16 protein-coding genes are annotated in these 16,655 nt (G+C 38.6%); 3 read left to right on the top strand and 13 right to left on the bottom strand.

From position 1 onward, the window contains the following. The first annotated feature begins 149 nt into the window (after positions 1–149). From LC095_RS15025 to LC095_RS15015, 3 genes are read left to right on the top strand one after another with little or no spacing between them, the layout of a single operon-like run. Entirely contained in the window at positions 150–1,649 is a 1,500-nt protein-coding gene (locus tag LC095_RS15025; RefSeq protein ID WP_226528918.1) for a spore germination protein, read from the top strand. Further along, positions 1,639–2,859: a Ger(x)C family spore germination protein gene (locus tag LC095_RS15020; protein ID WP_226528917.1), complete on the top strand. Its 1,221-nt coding sequence runs from the start codon at positions 1,639–1,641 to the stop codon at positions 2,857–2,859. The genes LC095_RS15025 and LC095_RS15020 overlap by 11 nt, the downstream gene beginning before the upstream one ends. 15 nt (positions 2,860–2,874) lie before the next feature. Further along, complete coding sequence (locus tag LC095_RS15015) at positions 2,875–3,993, top strand: GerAB/ArcD/ProY family transporter (protein WP_226528916.1); 1,119 nt, start codon at positions 2,875–2,877, stop codon at positions 3,991–3,993. A 646-nt stretch (positions 3,994–4,639) separates the two neighbouring features. Here the strand turns inward: LC095_RS15015 and LC095_RS15010 are convergent. From LC095_RS15010 to cobK, 13 genes are all read right to left on the bottom strand, one after another. Next, on the bottom strand, positions 4,640–5,842 hold the full coding sequence (locus LC095_RS15010; protein ID WP_226528915.1) for a CbiX/SirB N-terminal domain-containing protein: 1,203 nt from the start codon (positions 5,840–5,842) through the stop codon (positions 4,640–4,642). 61 nt (positions 5,843–5,903) lie between these two features. Continuing rightward, positions 5,904–6,743, bottom strand: a complete 840-nt coding sequence (locus LC095_RS15005; protein ID WP_226528914.1) for a class I SAM-dependent methyltransferase — start codon at positions 6,741–6,743, stop codon at positions 5,904–5,906. Between the two features lie 293 nt (positions 6,744–7,036). Further along, a complete protein-coding gene (locus LC095_RS15000) occupies positions 7,037–7,591 on the bottom strand; it encodes a nitroreductase (RefSeq protein WP_226528913.1) in 555 nt (184 codons plus the stop codon). Beyond that, positions 7,585–8,346, bottom strand: coding sequence for a uroporphyrinogen-III C-methyltransferase (gene cobA / locus LC095_RS14995; RefSeq protein WP_226528912.1), 762 nt, complete (start codon positions 8,344–8,346; stop codon positions 7,585–7,587). Before cobA ends, LC095_RS15000 begins: the two co-directional genes overlap by 7 nt. Continuing rightward, positions 8,343–8,972, bottom strand: coding sequence for a bifunctional precorrin-2 dehydrogenase/sirohydrochlorin ferrochelatase (locus LC095_RS14990; protein WP_226528911.1), 630 nt, complete (start codon positions 8,970–8,972; stop codon positions 8,343–8,345). Before LC095_RS14990 ends, cobA begins: the two co-directional genes overlap by 4 nt. Further along, positions 8,941–10,326: a cobyrinate a,c-diamide synthase gene (locus LC095_RS14985; protein ID WP_226528910.1), complete on the bottom strand. Its 1,386-nt coding sequence runs from the start codon at positions 10,324–10,326 to the stop codon at positions 8,941–8,943. The genes LC095_RS14990 and LC095_RS14985 overlap by 32 nt, the downstream gene beginning before the upstream one ends. Next, positions 10,323–11,459, bottom strand: coding sequence for a cobalt-precorrin 5A hydrolase (locus LC095_RS14980; protein WP_226528909.1), 1,137 nt, complete (start codon positions 11,457–11,459; stop codon positions 10,323–10,325). The genes LC095_RS14985 and LC095_RS14980 overlap by 4 nt, the downstream gene beginning before the upstream one ends. Continuing rightward, complete coding sequence (gene cobM, locus LC095_RS14975) at positions 11,452–12,234, bottom strand: precorrin-4 C(11)-methyltransferase (RefSeq protein WP_226528908.1); 783 nt, start codon at positions 12,232–12,234, stop codon at positions 11,452–11,454. The genes LC095_RS14980 and cobM overlap by 8 nt, the downstream gene beginning before the upstream one ends. Next, positions 12,234–12,938: a precorrin-2 C(20)-methyltransferase gene (gene cobI / locus LC095_RS14970; protein ID WP_226528907.1), complete on the bottom strand. Its 705-nt coding sequence runs from the start codon at positions 12,936–12,938 to the stop codon at positions 12,234–12,236. The genes cobM and cobI overlap by 1 nt, the downstream gene beginning before the upstream one ends. Beyond that, complete coding sequence (cbiE, locus tag LC095_RS14965; protein WP_226529033.1) at positions 12,935–14,131, bottom strand: precorrin-6y C5,15-methyltransferase (decarboxylating) subunit CbiE; 1,197 nt, start codon at positions 14,129–14,131, stop codon at positions 12,935–12,937. Before cbiE ends, cobI begins: the two co-directional genes overlap by 4 nt. Continuing rightward, positions 14,106–15,242 carry a cobalt-precorrin-5B (C(1))-methyltransferase gene (locus LC095_RS14960; RefSeq protein WP_226529032.1) on the bottom strand — a complete coding sequence of 379 codons (1,137 nt, stop codon included), beginning with the start codon at positions 15,240–15,242 and terminating at the stop codon, positions 14,106–14,108. The genes cbiE and LC095_RS14960 overlap by 26 nt, the downstream gene beginning before the upstream one ends. Then, a complete protein-coding gene (locus LC095_RS14955; protein WP_226528906.1) occupies positions 15,217–15,891 on the bottom strand; it encodes a precorrin-8X methylmutase in 675 nt (224 codons plus the stop codon). Before LC095_RS14955 ends, LC095_RS14960 begins: the two co-directional genes overlap by 26 nt. After that, complete coding sequence (gene cobK, locus LC095_RS14950) at positions 15,872–16,648, bottom strand: precorrin-6A reductase (protein ID WP_226528905.1); 777 nt, start codon at positions 16,646–16,648, stop codon at positions 15,872–15,874. The genes LC095_RS14955 and cobK overlap by 20 nt, the downstream gene beginning before the upstream one ends. Between the last annotated feature and the right edge of the window lie 7 nt (positions 16,649–16,655).

Genomic DNA, 16,655 nt, shown 5'->3' with positions numbered 1-16,655 from the left:
AACATTTTTGTTTACTTATGATCCTAAAAAAAGCCACTTGCATAAAAAATCAAATTCTTGCCAATGATGTTTGTACAGATGTGGTTCTAGTACGCCTATTTCCCAATTACTTTTATTGGTGTTAAACAGATAATGAGGTGAATTTACACTTGAAGGATAAGAATCGCCATTTAGCTGCTGATAAAATCATAAACATTGATGAGGATCTTCAAGTTAATCTTGATCACTTAAAAGATGAATTCGGAATCAGTAGTGATCTTTCCATCAGAATAGTAAATCAACATAATAATCAAAATAATATCGCGATCATTCATCTTGATGGTATTGTTGATGAACAAAAAGTTAACGATCATATATTGGACCCAATAATTAAAATCTGTAATCGTCAACTAACTATAGAACCAGATCAAATAAGTACCATCATGAATAATATTATCCTTACAAAAACTTCAACGATCTATTCTTGGGATAAACTTATATCTTCAATTCTATCTGGGAATACGATTATTTTAATTGATAAAGAAAAGAAAGCAATCGTATCAAACACACAAAAATTAGAATCACGATCTATTAGTGAACCGACAAGCCAAACTGTGATTAGAGGGCCAAAAGATAGTTTCAATGAAAATATTAGTCAAAATATATCACTTGTTCGTTTTAGAATTCAAAATAAGAATTTAAGAGTATTAAGCACTAAAGTAGGATCTGTTACGAAGACAGATGTGATGATCATGTATATAGAAGGAATTGCAGACAAAGCAATAGTCAATGAAGTTTACTCGCGAATCAAAAAAATAAAAATTGATCGGGTGCTTGAATCAAACTATATAGAAGAACTCATTCAGGACAATAAAAAAACAATCTTACCTCAATTAATAAATACAGAACGGCCTGATATTGTAGCAGGAAACTTAACAGAAGGAAGGATAGCCATTTTTATTAATGGAACTCCTTTTGTACTAATTTGTCCAGTGAATTTTATTTCGTTCTTTCATACACCTGAAGATTATTATAACAATTTTTATTATAGTTCCCTTGTGAGAACACTAAGAGTAGTAACATTTATTATTAATTTATATGCATCATCTTTATATCTAGCTTTAACCACTCATCATCAGGGCTTAATCCCAACTACCTTACTTGTTTCTTTAATGGCCCAACGAGAAAAAATTCCCTTTCCTGCGGTGTTTGAAATACTTTTAATGGAAATCGCATTTGAAATTTTACGAGAAGCAGGTATACGAATGCCTAGGGCTATCGGTCCCGCTGTTTCGATTGTTGGAGCACTTATCTTGGGACAAGCTGCAGTGGATGCTGGGTTTGTATCGGCCGCAGTGGTAATTATTGTTGCAACGTCAGCAATCAGTAGTTTCACTCTCCCGAGTACGAGCACTATGAATTTAGCACGGATTTTACGTTTTTTATTCTTAATTAGTTCTGCCTTTATTGGGCTATTAGGTGTGTTATTAATGACACTCACTTTTTTATTACATTTAAGTAGTTTAAGATCATTTGGGAAACCTTACTTCGCTCCCTTTGCACCTTTGGAAATAGATGGACTAAAGGATAGTTTTATCCGAACATCCTATTCATCAATGGAAAAAGAACAAGAGCACCTTTCCTCTTCCAAAAAGTCAAATGATTCTTAACTTACTGAAAGGAAAGCCTATGAAGAAAATTTTGTTGAGTTTGATATGTTTGTTGTTATCCAGTTGTTCAAATTATAGAGAACTTAATAACCTAGCTGCAATCATTTCAATAGGAGTAGACAAAGGAAAAGAGGATGGGTATCGTGTGACCTTTCAAGTAGTAAACCCAGGACAATTAACCAAAATAGGAGGTAATTCACCTGGTTTACCCTTAATTAATTATCCTGTAGAAGGAGAAACTTTGAACGATGCATATCGAAAATCCTCCGCTATTATCCCGAGAGAAATTATAACATCACATCTTTCCCTCCTCATAATAGGAGAAGAACAAGCAAGAGAAGGTATTTATCCTTTACTCGATTCTTTTGAACGTGCGAAGCAAACCAGATCAAGTGTATTAGTATTCATTTCGAGAGGCATGTCTGCCGAGGAAGTTTTGGAAGTGGTAGAACCTATTGAGTCAAACCCTACTAAAAGCATGATAAGTACAACAGAAAACAACAAAAAAATGTATGGAATTGGAGATTTAATACCTATATATGAGCTTGTCCATTTGTTCTCATCAGAAGGAAAAGACCCAATCATTACGGGCATAAGTCATAGTAAACCTAAAGAAGGAGAGAGTCAAAGCCAGAATTTAGAGAAAATGACACCGTCTGTTATCGAAGTTAATGGAGTAGGATTATTTAAAAATGATCGCTTAGTTCGCTGGTTAGATGGTGAACAAGCAAGAACAGCTCAAATGATCTTATCAGAAAGTAAGAGTACTACTTTTCCATTTTCTTGTTCACAAATTGATTCTGGTAGTAATAAAGAAAAATTAACATTAACAACTCGAGGCATTAGCTCTACGTTAACAACAAAAGTTAAGAATAGTGAAATTTTATTAACGATAGATATAGTTCTTCCAGCAGACGTTAGTGATTTTAATTGCAATATGGATCTAGAGGACCCTAAGACAATCGAAAGATTAGAAGAGACTCTTGAAGAAGAGGTTAAATCGCAAATGAATCAAGTAATGGAAACAGTCCAAAAAGAACAAACAGATGTTTTTGGATTTGGTGAAAAGCTTTCTAAAAGCAACCCTAAGTATTGGGAAAAACACAAAAAAGAGTGGGATGATTTATTTTCGAAAGCCTCCTTCTCAATTAATATCAATTCAAAGATATCGAATACCGGAATGCGAACGAATACTTTTGAGATGAAATGAAAGGAGTGAAAACCAATGCCAAAGATTCAAATTGGCCAAATTCCATTTTTTTGTATGATGGTATTGTTTTTATTCGGCACTGCGGTTTTGTTAGACATAGGCAGCGGAGCCATGCAAGATGCTTGGCTAGTATCTCTTATTTCACCATTGTTTGGCGGAGCAGTGTTTTATTTGTACTATTATCTATTTACGAAGTTCCCCGACAAATCATTGATAGAATATACCAAGATTATTTGGGGGAAATATCTGGGATCTATAGTTGGTTTTTTTTATATTATCTATTTTATATACATTGCTGCTCGAGTACTTCGGGATTTCTTAGAAATGTTAGTCATTTCTCCATATTTTAGAACATCCATGACTACACTTGGAATTTGTATTATACTTGTATTAATATATGCGGTTAACTTGGGGATAGAGGTATTTTCAAGAGTGGCTGTTATCTGTTTTGTCATCATGTTAGTTTCCCTGTTCGTAATTAATACAATGTATGTGATTGGAGGATACATAACACCTGATAACATCGTTCCTGTATTAAGTAATGGCTTGAAACCGATAATACATGAGGTATTTCCTCTCGGCATAACTGTCCCGTATGGAGAACTTATTACATTTACGATGCTTCTCCCCTATATTAACAATAAGAAAAAAGTGATGAAGACAGGACTATTCGCCATTGCTTGTACGGGACTATATCTTACATTTAATATGCTTATGCTTATTTGTGTGATTGGACCAGATCTTATTATTCGATCTGCTTTCCCTTCACTTACAGCGGTTTCAAATATAAACATAGGTGACTTTATTCAAAGGTTAGATCCTTTTATTATTACATTAATGGTCATCTTAGGTTTTGTGAAAATAACTACTTTTTTCTTTTGTGGTGTAATGGGGATAAACCAATTGTTTTCAATGAAACCCCATGTAGTAATAAATTACTCAGTAGGTGGAATGATACTGTTTTTTTCGATTATTATAGCATCTACCTATCAAGAACATTTGAAGGAAGGGTTGGATATAGTTCCTTATTACTTACATATACCGTTTCAAATAGTGATTCCATTTTCGTTATTACTCACATTGTTAATGAAAGAGAAGATTTTGAAGAAGCCATACAAAGCACAAAGCACATAAAGAAAGCACTTACTTTTCTGACTTTATATATGAAAAGAACGCGTATGTATATATTGACAAAAAGATAACTAATAATACTATATCTTCTCCTTTGAATAATTCCATTTGATCTTTCAGTATATTTAGTATCATCAAGGCATTAAATCCTTGACTTATATCTAAGGTTATTATTAGAAGTAAACATACACACATAACAACAAGTAGAATAAAGATGGCGATCAATATTTCCTCTTCCTTTCGTATTAAGATAAGCACTACCAACATGATTGACAAAATGTAAAGAAATTATATTTATCTTTTAACATCAACCTACCTACTGTATTGCTTTGGAGAGATTTAGATAATTAAGACAAGTAAACACCTCCTGAATCGTTTAATATATCACGATACTTGGAGGTGTTTTTCACGAGAGAAAAGGTCATTATATAGAATAAAAGATGGAAAACTGTATAAAAGAAAAAAGTAGGCTATACCTATACCACTCTTAGATTAGTATACACTTATTTCTCAAGATATATATAAAGACGCTTTATGTTTGTTCCGAGAGAATAGCCGGAAAAAAGACCGGTACGACAACACTTTTGCAGACATCCAAGTAGGTACAACATGAAAAACCGGATATCAAACAAATCCGGTTGTCTTTCCTCTAATTATGGTGATGGTGATGATGTTCATACCCATGTTCTTCCGCATATTTACGGAAATTTTCTAAATCTTTCATTCCAGTGGAAGTACCGTTTATGGCCTGATTCATTCGTTCCAACAGTACCGTTCTTAACTTTGGATGATAACCAAAATACTGAGCAATATCAATTGTTACATACGGATAAATCTCCTTAAACTGTTCTGCCATTTTGTTCATTCTTTCCATTAAAATTCCCGTAAATAAAAAATATGGCAGCATGATAATTTTCTTTGCACCTAATTTAATGCATCGTTCCATCCCATCCTGCACAGTTGGCGTGGTGACCCCCATAAAGGCACTTTCAACAATAGGTACATGTAATTTCTCCCACAATAATCTGCTGATTTTATAAAAATCACCATTTGCATATGGATCGCTGCCGCCTCGTCCAATTAATAAAATTGCTGTGTCCTCATGCTTTTGATCCACATCAAAACCAGCTTCAGTAAGTCTTGTTTTTAAAATTTCAAACACTTCATCATGAACACCTATCGTTTGGCCATAGGTAAATCGAACATCTGGGAAATGCTCTTTCGCATGTTCAATTTCTGCAGGAATGTGTAGTTTTGAGTGTCCTGCATGTAATAAAATGATTGGAATGACATGGATTTCATCTGCACCTTTTTCGATACACAACTGAATCCCATCTTCTATATTTGGTGAAGCAAATTCTAAAAAACAGGTTTCTACTAAAAAGGCTGGATCAATGGATTCTTTCATTTGCCCTACAAATTCTCGAACTTCTATATTTCCTGCCTCAAGCCTGCTGCCGTGTCCAACAAATAATACAGCTTTTTTCATCGGTGAATTACCTTTTTTGTATTTTTCAATTCCTTTTATGCGCTCTTTTCTGCGTTTCCGCACACCTTGTTCCATTGAATAAATGATTGCATCTTCTTTAACTTCTTCATGAACAATATCTCGTGCAGTTTCTTCATGTTGAACCGAATACCATGTCCCTTTTGGGTAATCAATTACGACGCATTTATCTTTACAGCGACCGTTACACCGTGTACGGGATGTATGAATATGCTCATCTAAACGGTTTTTTCGGATTTCGTCTCGGATTTGCTGCGTGACCTCCTCAGCTCCTGCTCCCATACAGGTTGCTCCATTGCAAATGAGTAAGTGACGCTGCATTTGCGTTAAATTCCAGGTTGTCATAAAGTGTGATCTCCCCCTTTTCCATCATCTTGTACCCATATTAGTCATGTCAAAACGGTATTTAGTCATTTAATCTCACAGGGTCCCAACTAATAATCGCAGCATAGAATGGATACCGGTAAACATACTGGCCACCCTCCATTACTATAAAGCGTTCGAGAGATTCTTTTACATGTGCCATATGAAACCGAGATGATAAGATTTTTTTGCTTTGTGCTTCATATAATTGCTGCATTGTATCATAACGATACTCACGCTCCAGCTTGATCATTTCACAATTTGCATAAATCCCCAACTGATACAGCATATTGACAATGGTAATATAATCACGGCGAGGGTATTTAATGTCATAGCCAAACTGCTCATCTAATAGTATGTAATGCGGCTGAATAGGTCCTGTTGTTAAGCCAATAATGGCGCGCTTCTTGGCAAGCCTGTTCATTTTCTTCAGGGCCGCATTCATTTCATACATACGATAAAAGCAGTTCACCCCCAAAACAACATCATGTTCCTCAATCTGCTCTTCTTCCCATTTACTATGAACGAACTGAACATTCTCATCGTTTTCAAAGTATTGTTTTAAGTAAGTCAGTACACTTTCAGAACCATCAACCAACGTTAAACTTTTTACATCTTTATGGAGTTGGAAGGTATAGTTGCCCCATCCGGGTCCAATTTCAATACAAGTAGAATTTTGCGGAATATGCTGTTTCATTTTTTCGTAAATTTTTTTTGCATATTCATCAGTTTGCTTGTATGTTTTTTTCTTCATGGACTCAGCCCAATATGCTTCTTCCAACTCATCATCAATCATTCTTTCTGGCATTTTGCCATGCCAGTCTAACATGCCTTCTTTCCACAGCTTTTCAAAATCAAATTGTAAAGGGGATTGTTTTATCATTGAATTTCTCCTCAATTTTCACAACTAAATGGCAATTCTTTTTGTGTTTGCATCAGCTACCCTTACTACATATAAATCTTTTAGATGACTCAACTTGTACCATAACTGATATACAGGGCTGCAATGATTGACGCTTTCTGAGTATCACTTGCCAAATACTCTGGTCACCGCATGACAGGGTTTCTTTTGCCTAGCTCTTACCATATTAAGATGGAAATCTTCATTGTAGCCCCATTTCGGTTGCCTTTATAGGCAAAATGCATCACCTGTTTTTCTGCCATGTCCAAACCTTCTTATAACCAAGTTGTTTTTTCTGCAAATGGAGTACGCTTTTTTTCGGTAGTAATTTCTTCTGCAGGATACCCAATACATAACGTCCCGATTAATTGCTCCTCATCCGATGCACCAATAAATTGATGTAATGCTGTTTCATGAACTAAGCCTACACCTCGTGTACGCCATACCATTCCTAACCCCAGGTGTTCGGCCATTAACCACATCGACATAATCGCACTGCTGACGGCAAAGGTATTATCTTTTGTTGCACCTTCATCGTGATCAACAATGGCAGATGTCACCACAATGACAAGAGGAGTTTTTTTCATGGCTTCTATTGAGCTTTCCACTAAGTGTGGTTTTGTTGGGAAACGCTTTTGTAAATAATCCAGCGCCACCTGCTCATAACGTTTTAAGCTGTCTCCTTGTAATACGTAAAAATGCCAGGGCTCACGCATACGGTCATTTGGTGCATACGTTGCGGCTTCTAGTAATGTCTCGATTTTGTCACGTTCCACTTCACACGTTTTAAATTGGCGAATCGCACGGCGTTTTTTTAATGCATCTAACATAATTCATGCTCCTTTTCTCTAAACCAGGTAATTTGATCACGCACCCGAACCACTTCGCCAACTAATATCATGGCTGGATTCGTGATACGATGTATTTGAATATCTTGTGCAATCGTGGAGAGATTGCCTGTAATCGTACGCTGATTTTTGGTTGTTCCCCATTCAATAACGGCAACAGGGGTTGTTTCACTCTTTCCAGAGGTTATTAAGCTTTTCGTAATATGTGCGATATTGCCAATGCTCATATAAAAGGCAACCGTATCGATTTGAGCAAGCGCGGACCAATTTAAATAATCCTGCTCCTTTTCAGGGCGGCCATGACCTGTCACAATCGCAAAGCTTGCAGCATGATCACGATGTGTGACAGGAATCCCCGCATAAGCAGGCGCCGCAATTCCAGCTGTAATACCTGGCACGATTTCAAATGGAATATCTGCTTGCCTTAAAATCGCTGCTTCTTCCGCCCCACGTCCAAAGACAAATGGGTCACCGCCTTTTAAGCGGAGAACCTGCTTGTCAAGGTTAGCTTGTTCCACTAGTACACGATGAATTTCATCTTGAATCAGTCCATGCCTGCCTGGTTCTTTTCCACAATAAATCAGCTCGGCGTCTGCTTTCGCATGGTTTAATAATTCAACATTCACCAGACGGTCATATAAAATCACATCTGCTTGCTGAATGCACTCCAGTCCACGAATCGTCAATAGTTTTGGATCACCAGGACCAGCTCCTACAATATATACAAATCCGCTCACTGTTTTTCTCCTATTCGCTGTTGCAGCCACTCTTCACATTTTTGTTTTTCACCTTGCTCCATCCATTGTTCTAACTGTGGATCCAGTAGCTCTGCTAATAGCTGTTTTTTCGTATCCCTCGTAAACAATTGTAAAATTCGCTGACGTGCTTCCTTTAAAAAAGAAACATACTGAGCGTAATGTCCTCCAAATTGCTCTTCTAAATCCGCCTTTACTTGGCGTGTTAGTCCTGGACTTGCTCCAGAAGTTGATACAGTCAACACGAAATCACCGCGGCGAACGACTGCTGGATTGATGAAATCGACACGTCCTTTAGCATCCGCACGGTTGAGTAATTGCCAATGCTGGGCCGCTTCTTCTACGGCAGTGTTAACCTCTTCGTCATTTGTAACCGCGAAAATCAAAGCTGCATCATCTAAATCAGCAGCATCAAATACTTTTTCTTTCCATGTCACATGTCCTTCATTAATATAGTGCTGCAATTTTTCAGTTACCACTGGGCTTATCACTGTTACCAGCGCCTTTGTTGGCAATAGTGCCTCCACCTTTTGACGTGCTACTTCTCCTCCCCCAACAACAACAACCTTTTTATAGTCAATATTCATTAATAGTGGGAAATAATTCATTGTTTACCTCCAAACATGCTGTCAGCCAATTTTTCACAAGCTGTGGATTCGAAGCAAAATGAAAATGTGTATATCCAGCAACAATATTTTTATGTAGGTATCCTTCCTGTTGAGCACGAAAACGGCCTTTACTAAAATAAGCAGGTGATGTATACTTCCCCTCATATGTTGAGTAATGGAACTCATGCCCTTTTGCCTGCTCCTCTTCATTAATTAGAAAGTTGCCCGGAACACCTGTAATTTCCCGGTAGCCAAGTGCCGCTAATTTATCCTGCATTCGCACACGTCCCGGTATCATCCCGAGCATCGGGAATACCTGTCCTTGACGATTCACAATTTCCTCTGTTAAATACATAAAACCGCCGCACTCCGCTAATGTTGGCAACCCTCGCTTAAGCGCTGCTCTTATTGATTGCATCGTTTTTTCATTTTTCGCTAAGATTTTAGCAAACTCTTCCGGGAACCCGCCGCCAAAATACAGCCCCTGCGCTTTTTCAGGAACTTCCTCATTTTGTAATGGAGAGAAGTAATGCAATGTAGCACCATAAGCACGGAGTAATTCCAAATTTTCTTCATAATAGAAGTTAAAAGCAGCATCCTTTGCCACTGCAATATGTACTTCTTGTTCTTGCGGCTTTCTATCAAAAATAGATGCAGAGACTTCCAATGATTGTGTTTTTGTTATTTCTAGCAGTTGTTCAATATCCACTGTCGCTTCGATGGCTTCTGAGAGTCTATCAAAATAGGAATTTAAATCGCCTCGTTCAATGGCTGGAACTAACCCCAGATGACGGCTTGGCATCATTGGTACAGCTCCTTTTGGTAAATAACCAATGACTGGAATTCCACATTCTTGTTCAATCGCTGCTTTAACAATATCAAAATGACTTTTACTTCCTAACTGATTAGCAATAACACCAACAATCGTTGAATTTTCATCTAACATTTGAAATCCTTTGACGATCGCAGCCGCACTTCTTGCCATACTTGCCGCATTAACAATTAAAATGACAGGGCTGTTTGTAATCTCGCTAATATGAGCAGCAGATCCTTCATTTGTTAATGGTGATTTGCCATCATAAAAGCCCATGACTCCTTCAATAATAGCTGCATCTGCATCCTGGCTCGCTCTTGCAACTATGGCGCGAACAGTTTCATGGGACATCATGAAACTATCAATATTACGAGAAGGTCGTTGTGTAACAGCAGTATGATAGGTTGGGTCTATATAATCTGGTCCGCATTTAAAGCCCTGAACGATTAAACCCCGCTTCATAAGTACACTCATGATACCGATTGTTAACGTTGTTTTTCCTACACCGCTACCAGTGCCGGCCAGAACAAATCGATTCATCGTATTTCCTCCTCAAAGTTGACGCGTGCAATGGATATAGTCACATTTCCACTTTTCTTTTTCTCCAGCAGTAACTCCTTTGCCTTCGCATACCGCAATGCGGCCGGTTCACTGACCCCATATGCACCTGTATATTTAAAGACGGTTTCCGATGGGTTTTGCGTCTTAATTTCATTTAGCTGATCTGGGGTGTACGTGACAAAATGCCAGTTATGTTTAGCTGTTAATTCAAGCAGACCTGTTTCGTTTTTCTTTAAATCAATGGTCGCAATTGCTTTGACACTTTTTTTACTTAAACAAAGCTCTGATAATGTTTCATCTATGACTAGTTCAATCTCTGCCATTGTTGTACCACGATTACAGCCTATACCTAGTACAATTGATTTTGGTCGATAGATAACTCCTTTTTCAAGCAGTACCTCTTCATGTGCCTCAATTAATCGATCTGTAATAATCAGTGCCGCTTGGGGCTTCGCTTTGGTTGCTTCTTCGATCGTTGGATAAATGATTAAATTCTCAGGCATTGAGCATTTGTGCATCCACCAATTTTTTTCTCCTGTTTCCTGCACGATCGCAACATGCTCTTCATTAACTACCGATGCACTAACAGGTGTTAGCTTTTCTTCACAATCCCATATCCACCCAAATTGGGCGCCAAATAAATCAACTGGGATCGTTTTTTGAACATCTGATGCGGTTGTAATCACGGGTACAGCATCGATCGCATGGGCAAATTCATGTGTTAAGGCATTGGCACCTCCAATATGACCCGATAATACGCTGATGACATATTGTCCTTTATCATCCACTACTAACACTGCAGGATCTTTCTTTTTATCAATTAATAGCGGGGCAATCATGCGTACGACAGCACCTAGGGAAATGATGCAAATGATGCCTTTATATTGCTGGAACAAAGCAGGAAGTAATAAACGGACCGTTCCATCAAATAACTGAATTTGACGCATGTCTTCATCGCCCTGTTCGAATTTCTTCATATAATATAAATCTGCATACGGAAATTTTTCCGCGTAGCTTCTTGCATGTGCCACTCCATGTTTCGTGATCGCAACCAGTGCATAAGGTTTTCGCTTTACAATTACAGGAATTTCTCCTTCACATAAACTAATCATTTTCCTTCACACCTTTGCGGAAGCCATGAGTAAAGGTTTTATCATATAGCTTCGAACGATACTTTTTTTCATGGATTTGCGGGTCTAATGCCCAGCCTGCCAGAATCATCGCATGTTTGCGTATTCCATTAACACGCATTGCTTCATCTAATTCAGCCAGTGTTGTTCGCACAATTTTTTGATCAGGCCATGAAGCACGCTGCACAACAGCAACTGGTGTATCATCTCTCCAGCCTGCAGCCTGCAGTTCTTTGGTGATTTTCTTTGTTAATGTTGCACTTAAAAACATGGCAATTGTACAGTGATGGCTTGCCAGTGCCTGTAATTTTTCACGCTCAGGCACCGGTGTCCGCCCTTCAGCTCGTGTTAAAATAAGCGTTTGGGTTAAATCAGGAATCGTCAGTTCTGCGCCAACAGCTGCTGCAGATGCAAAAACAGAACTTACGCCCGGAACAACTTCATAGCTAATCTCATGTTGCTTCAATAATGCTACTTGCTCCATCGTTGCCCCGTACATCGCGGGGTCGCCTGTATGTAAACGAACAACCTTTTTGCCTGCGTGAACACGATCGACGATACAATCCACCATTTCCTGGAGATGCATCCCTGCTGTGCGGATTATTTCAGCTGACTCCTTCGCTTCCGCTACTAACGTTTCGCTTACAAGTGAATCGGTATACATCACAACATCCGCTTCTTTTAATAGCTTTAAACCTTTCACCGTAATTAAATCCGGATCTCCCGGACCTGCTCCGATAATCCAAATTTTCTTCATTATTTGCGCACCACCATACATGACAAGTAATTTAATTCTGCACCCTGAAGCTCATTGATCTTCCAAATGACCTCTTCATCAGATGTAACTTTTGTAACCACATGTGCTTTTTCTAATAAATTCATTTCCTCTAATAGATTGAGCATTGCGTCTAATACTTTTGCTACTTTGATAAAGACAATCCCATCGTGAGTTTCAATCACTCGGCGCATTTCTTCCATATCCTCTGTAGCAGGTATCATGGCCACATAATCATCTCCATCGGCCAATGCAATCCCTAAACGATTAACAGAACCATTCAATGAAGAAATACCTGCTACCGTTTCAATTGGAACATCAGGGTACATCGATTTCATTAGGTTCATTAAATGAATAAATGTGCTGAACAGCATCGGATCCCCTTCTGTTACAAAAGCTACATCTTTTCCTTGTACTAAATAGCCATAAATTGCTTCCGCAGATTTCGTCCATTCTGTACGGAGGGTATCCTCATCCTTTGTCATGGGGAATATCAAGCCAAGCATCTCTTTTTCCGCTGGATTAATATATACTTCAACAATACGATGGGCATAAGATTTACTACCCTTTAATTTTTTGGGATAGGCGATGACCGGGCTTTCCTGCAATTTGCGAAATGCTTTAACGGTGATTAATTCCGGGTCTCCCGGTCCAACACCTAATCCATATAAAGTTCCTATTTTCATTCTTCTTTTCCTTTCTTTGCTGTCACTATATAGATTGGATTTAAGGGTTCAAAACGTGTTAAATGTAAGATTGGCTTACTTTTTGAAAGTTGTGCTTGTAATATTGTTACTTCACATCCTAATATTTTTAGATGCTGTAGTGCTTCTGCCAGGTTTTCGATCGTTGCAATATTCATAACCAGGCGTCCATCGGGCTGCAATCGTGAAATACATGTTTGTAATAAGTGCTCCATATTCCCACCGTTTCCACCAATAAAAATTGCATGTGGGTCTGGAAATTCATCCAGACGGTCAGGTGCTTTCCCCAGCACTGCAACAAAGTCTGTACGGTGTTTTAATTGATTTTGCAGACAGTTTTCAAGGTCACCCTCATTTTTTTCAATTGCATATACAGCACCTTCCCGAGCTATTTTTGCTGCTTCAATCGCAACTGAACCTGTGCAAGTTCCTATATCCCATACAATGCTATTCTCTTTAAGTCCTAACTCCTGCAGACAAAGTGTCCGGATTTCTCTTTTCGTAATGAGTCCTTTATCTGGCTTCCTTTGAAGAAAAGCATCATCCGGAATTCCAAGAGAAGCGCGTTCAACCGTTGTGCGCTGTCTTAAGATCACAATATTCAATGGAGAAAAGGAGCTTTGTTCCATTTCGTCTAAATTGAAAAAGCGGCAGCGCTCCTTCTCACCTTGTAAATTTTCAGCAACAAAGGCATCATATTCTGTCATGCCAAAACGCTTTAAATACGTTGCGATTGCATTAGGAGAATTTGTTTCATCTGTTAAAACAGCAACTTTTTTACGACCATCAATTTTTTGCGCAAATCCTTTAATGGTGCGGCCATGCAAACTGACAATAAACGCATCCTGCCAGCTTTCCTGCATTTTAGAAAAAGCGAGCTGTATCGAGCTTGTATATGGATAAATTTTTATTGAAAGTTTTTTCGCAAGTAAACTGCCAAGCCCATAAAACAGTGGATCACCGGATACTAAAATAACGACATTCCTTGTTTCTTGCTCTAATTCAGCTATTAATGCAGTTAAACCACCTTTGATTACTTTTTTCTCTTTTTTTAATTCCGGGAAAAATGCTAAATGACGCTCTCCGCCTACAAGTACATCACATTCATTGATCCAGTCAACATATTGGGGAAGCAATCCTTCCGCGCCATTATCCCCTATACCAATCATCTTCATCCAATTCATCAATGTTCTCAGCCTTTCCTAAACAATCTCCATTCATTGCGTACAAGGTTGTTGACACGATCATGTCAGTATTCATATGATTCAGCGCATAATAGCAACAGTTTTTGCAGAGTGTTGCAAAGAATGCTTCATTTCCTTGAAGCATTTCCCCCACCTGTGAAGCGGTATTTGCCTGTAAAATTTCCTGCTGTGTCTCTTCATCCACACCCACTTTATTGGCAAGGCCTGCTAAAAACTCAAAACTTATCGGTGCGCTTTTTGAGTGAACCATCATAACGCCTTGGGCAACTTTTGAGAACTTCCCCATCATCCCTACTAATGAGACCCTAGGAATCTTCTTGCGTGCAATATTTTTCAATGTAAAACCGACAAAATCGCCCATTTCAATAAATGCTTCTTCTGGTAGGTGAGGATACTGTTGCATTGCATATTTTTCACTTCGTCCACCTGTTGTAATGACTAAATGCTCACATCCTGCTTCTTTTGCTACATTGATCGCTTGTACGATAGATGCCATATACGCAGAACTTGAAAATGGTACTACTGTTCCCCGCGTACCTAATATTGAAATTCCTCCGTTAATGCCTAAACGCCCATTCAATGTTTTTTGAGCAATCTCTTCACCGTCAGGTACGGAAATGACCACTTCAATTCCGCAATCCAATTTATATTTTTCTATTGCTTCTTTTACAACACCATTTATCATTTTACGAGGTACGGGGTTTATCGCTGCTTGTCCAACTGGTACAGGCAATCCAGCTTTTGTCACTCGCCCTACACCAATCCCGCCATCTAAATGAATACCTTTTTCTTTTGAATAACAGACGGTACTCTGAATTCGAGCTTGATGTGTTGCATCAGGATCGTCACCGGCATCTTTGATTGTTTCACACATTACCCTGTTATCTAATACTTCATATGCTGTTACTTTAAATGTTGCATACTGACCAACCGGTAAATAAATCGTGACTTCTTCTGGTACCTTTTTTACGACAAGAGCCTGCAGTGCTGCCTTTGTCATTGCTGTTGCACAAGCTCCTGTCGTGTAGCCGTGACGCATTTGTGAAGGATCTTTTTTATTTCGTTTCTTTTGCTCGTTCATCCGCCATAATCGAAATGGCATTAAGTGCAGCGACCGTCACTGTACTGCCACCCTTTCTCCCTGTGTTCGTAATAAATGGAATTCCTTCAAGAACAGCTAACTCCGCTTTCGACTCTGCTGCTGATACAAATCCGACGGGCATTCCAATAATTAAATCCGGTTTTGCCACACCTTCTTTTATTAAACGAATTAACTCCAGCAACGCGGTTGGTGCATTGCCAATGGCATAAATTCCTCCTTGATGTAAACGCGTTGCTTTTTGCATGGAAATTATAGCCCGTGTTGTTCCTTGTGCCTTTGCTTCCTTTGAGACATCATCATCCGCAATATAACAATGCAAGTCCCCGCCATGCTTTTGGAATCTCTTACGACCTGAACCACTTTCGATCATTTGCACATCCGCCACTACATGACGACCCGCTAAAATGGATTGAATCCCTGCCTCAATTGCATCCGATGTAAAAATCATACTGCGGCCTAACTCAAAATCTGCCGAAGCGTGAATGACACGCCGAACAACTAACCATTGCTCATCTGTAAATGGATGATCGCCCATTTCTTCTTTGATAATGGAAAAGCTGTAATCATAAATTTTGTCTGGATCTACTGTTACAGGAATAAATTTGGTATTAAAGTTTGTGTTTGCCAAGAATATAACCTCCCAATAATTGAGTTACTTCTTCAAAAGAAGTACAAAAGTTTTCATATTTAATCGCTGGACGTTTGATTAAAATAACAGGAATCCCTAATTGGAGAGCGGCTGTCATTTTTTCATCAACAGATCCGACTTTGCCGCTTTCCTTTGTAATCATCAGCGTCACATTGTATTGCTCACATAATGCTTTATTTAAAGATTCAGAAAATGGTCCTTGTATCGCAATAATGTCTTTTTGTTTTATACCTAAACGATTGCATTTTTCCATGTTTCCTACATTTGGGAGCATTCTGCAAACAAGCCGGATATCTTCATGCAATAAGTGTTTGGTGAATACTTCCAATGTTTTGCTACCTGTTGTCAGCATGATGGTCCCTTTATGAGATTTAGCTAAATTAGCTGCTTCTTCATAACTTTCAACTTCTGTTATGAGAGGCGAAATAAATTGTTCTTCTGGCCTTTCATAACGTATATAGGGGATATCACAAGCATTTGCAGCTGCCATTGCGGTTTTTGACGCTTCTTCAGCATATGGATGGCTGGCATCGATGACACAGGTCATCTTCTGCTTTTGAATCATTGCCATCATGTCATCAATTGATAACCTTCCGACTTGATAAGGAATATCTTTTGCATGTAAGCTTTCTGCTGCAGATTCTGTAACAACTGTTGCTATTAAGGGATACCCTAGATTTTGCAATTGAATGGCTAATGCTCTTGCATCACTTGTGCCCGCTAAGAATAAAATCATGTGATCC

The organism is Metabacillus niabensis (genome assembly GCF_020524345.1).
Classification (GTDB): domain Bacteria; phylum Bacillota; class Bacilli; order Bacillales; family Bacillaceae; genus Metabacillus; species Metabacillus niabensis_B.
The sequence above is the reverse complement of the archived record's forward strand: the minus strand, read 5'-3'. Positions and strand labels throughout refer to the sequence as shown.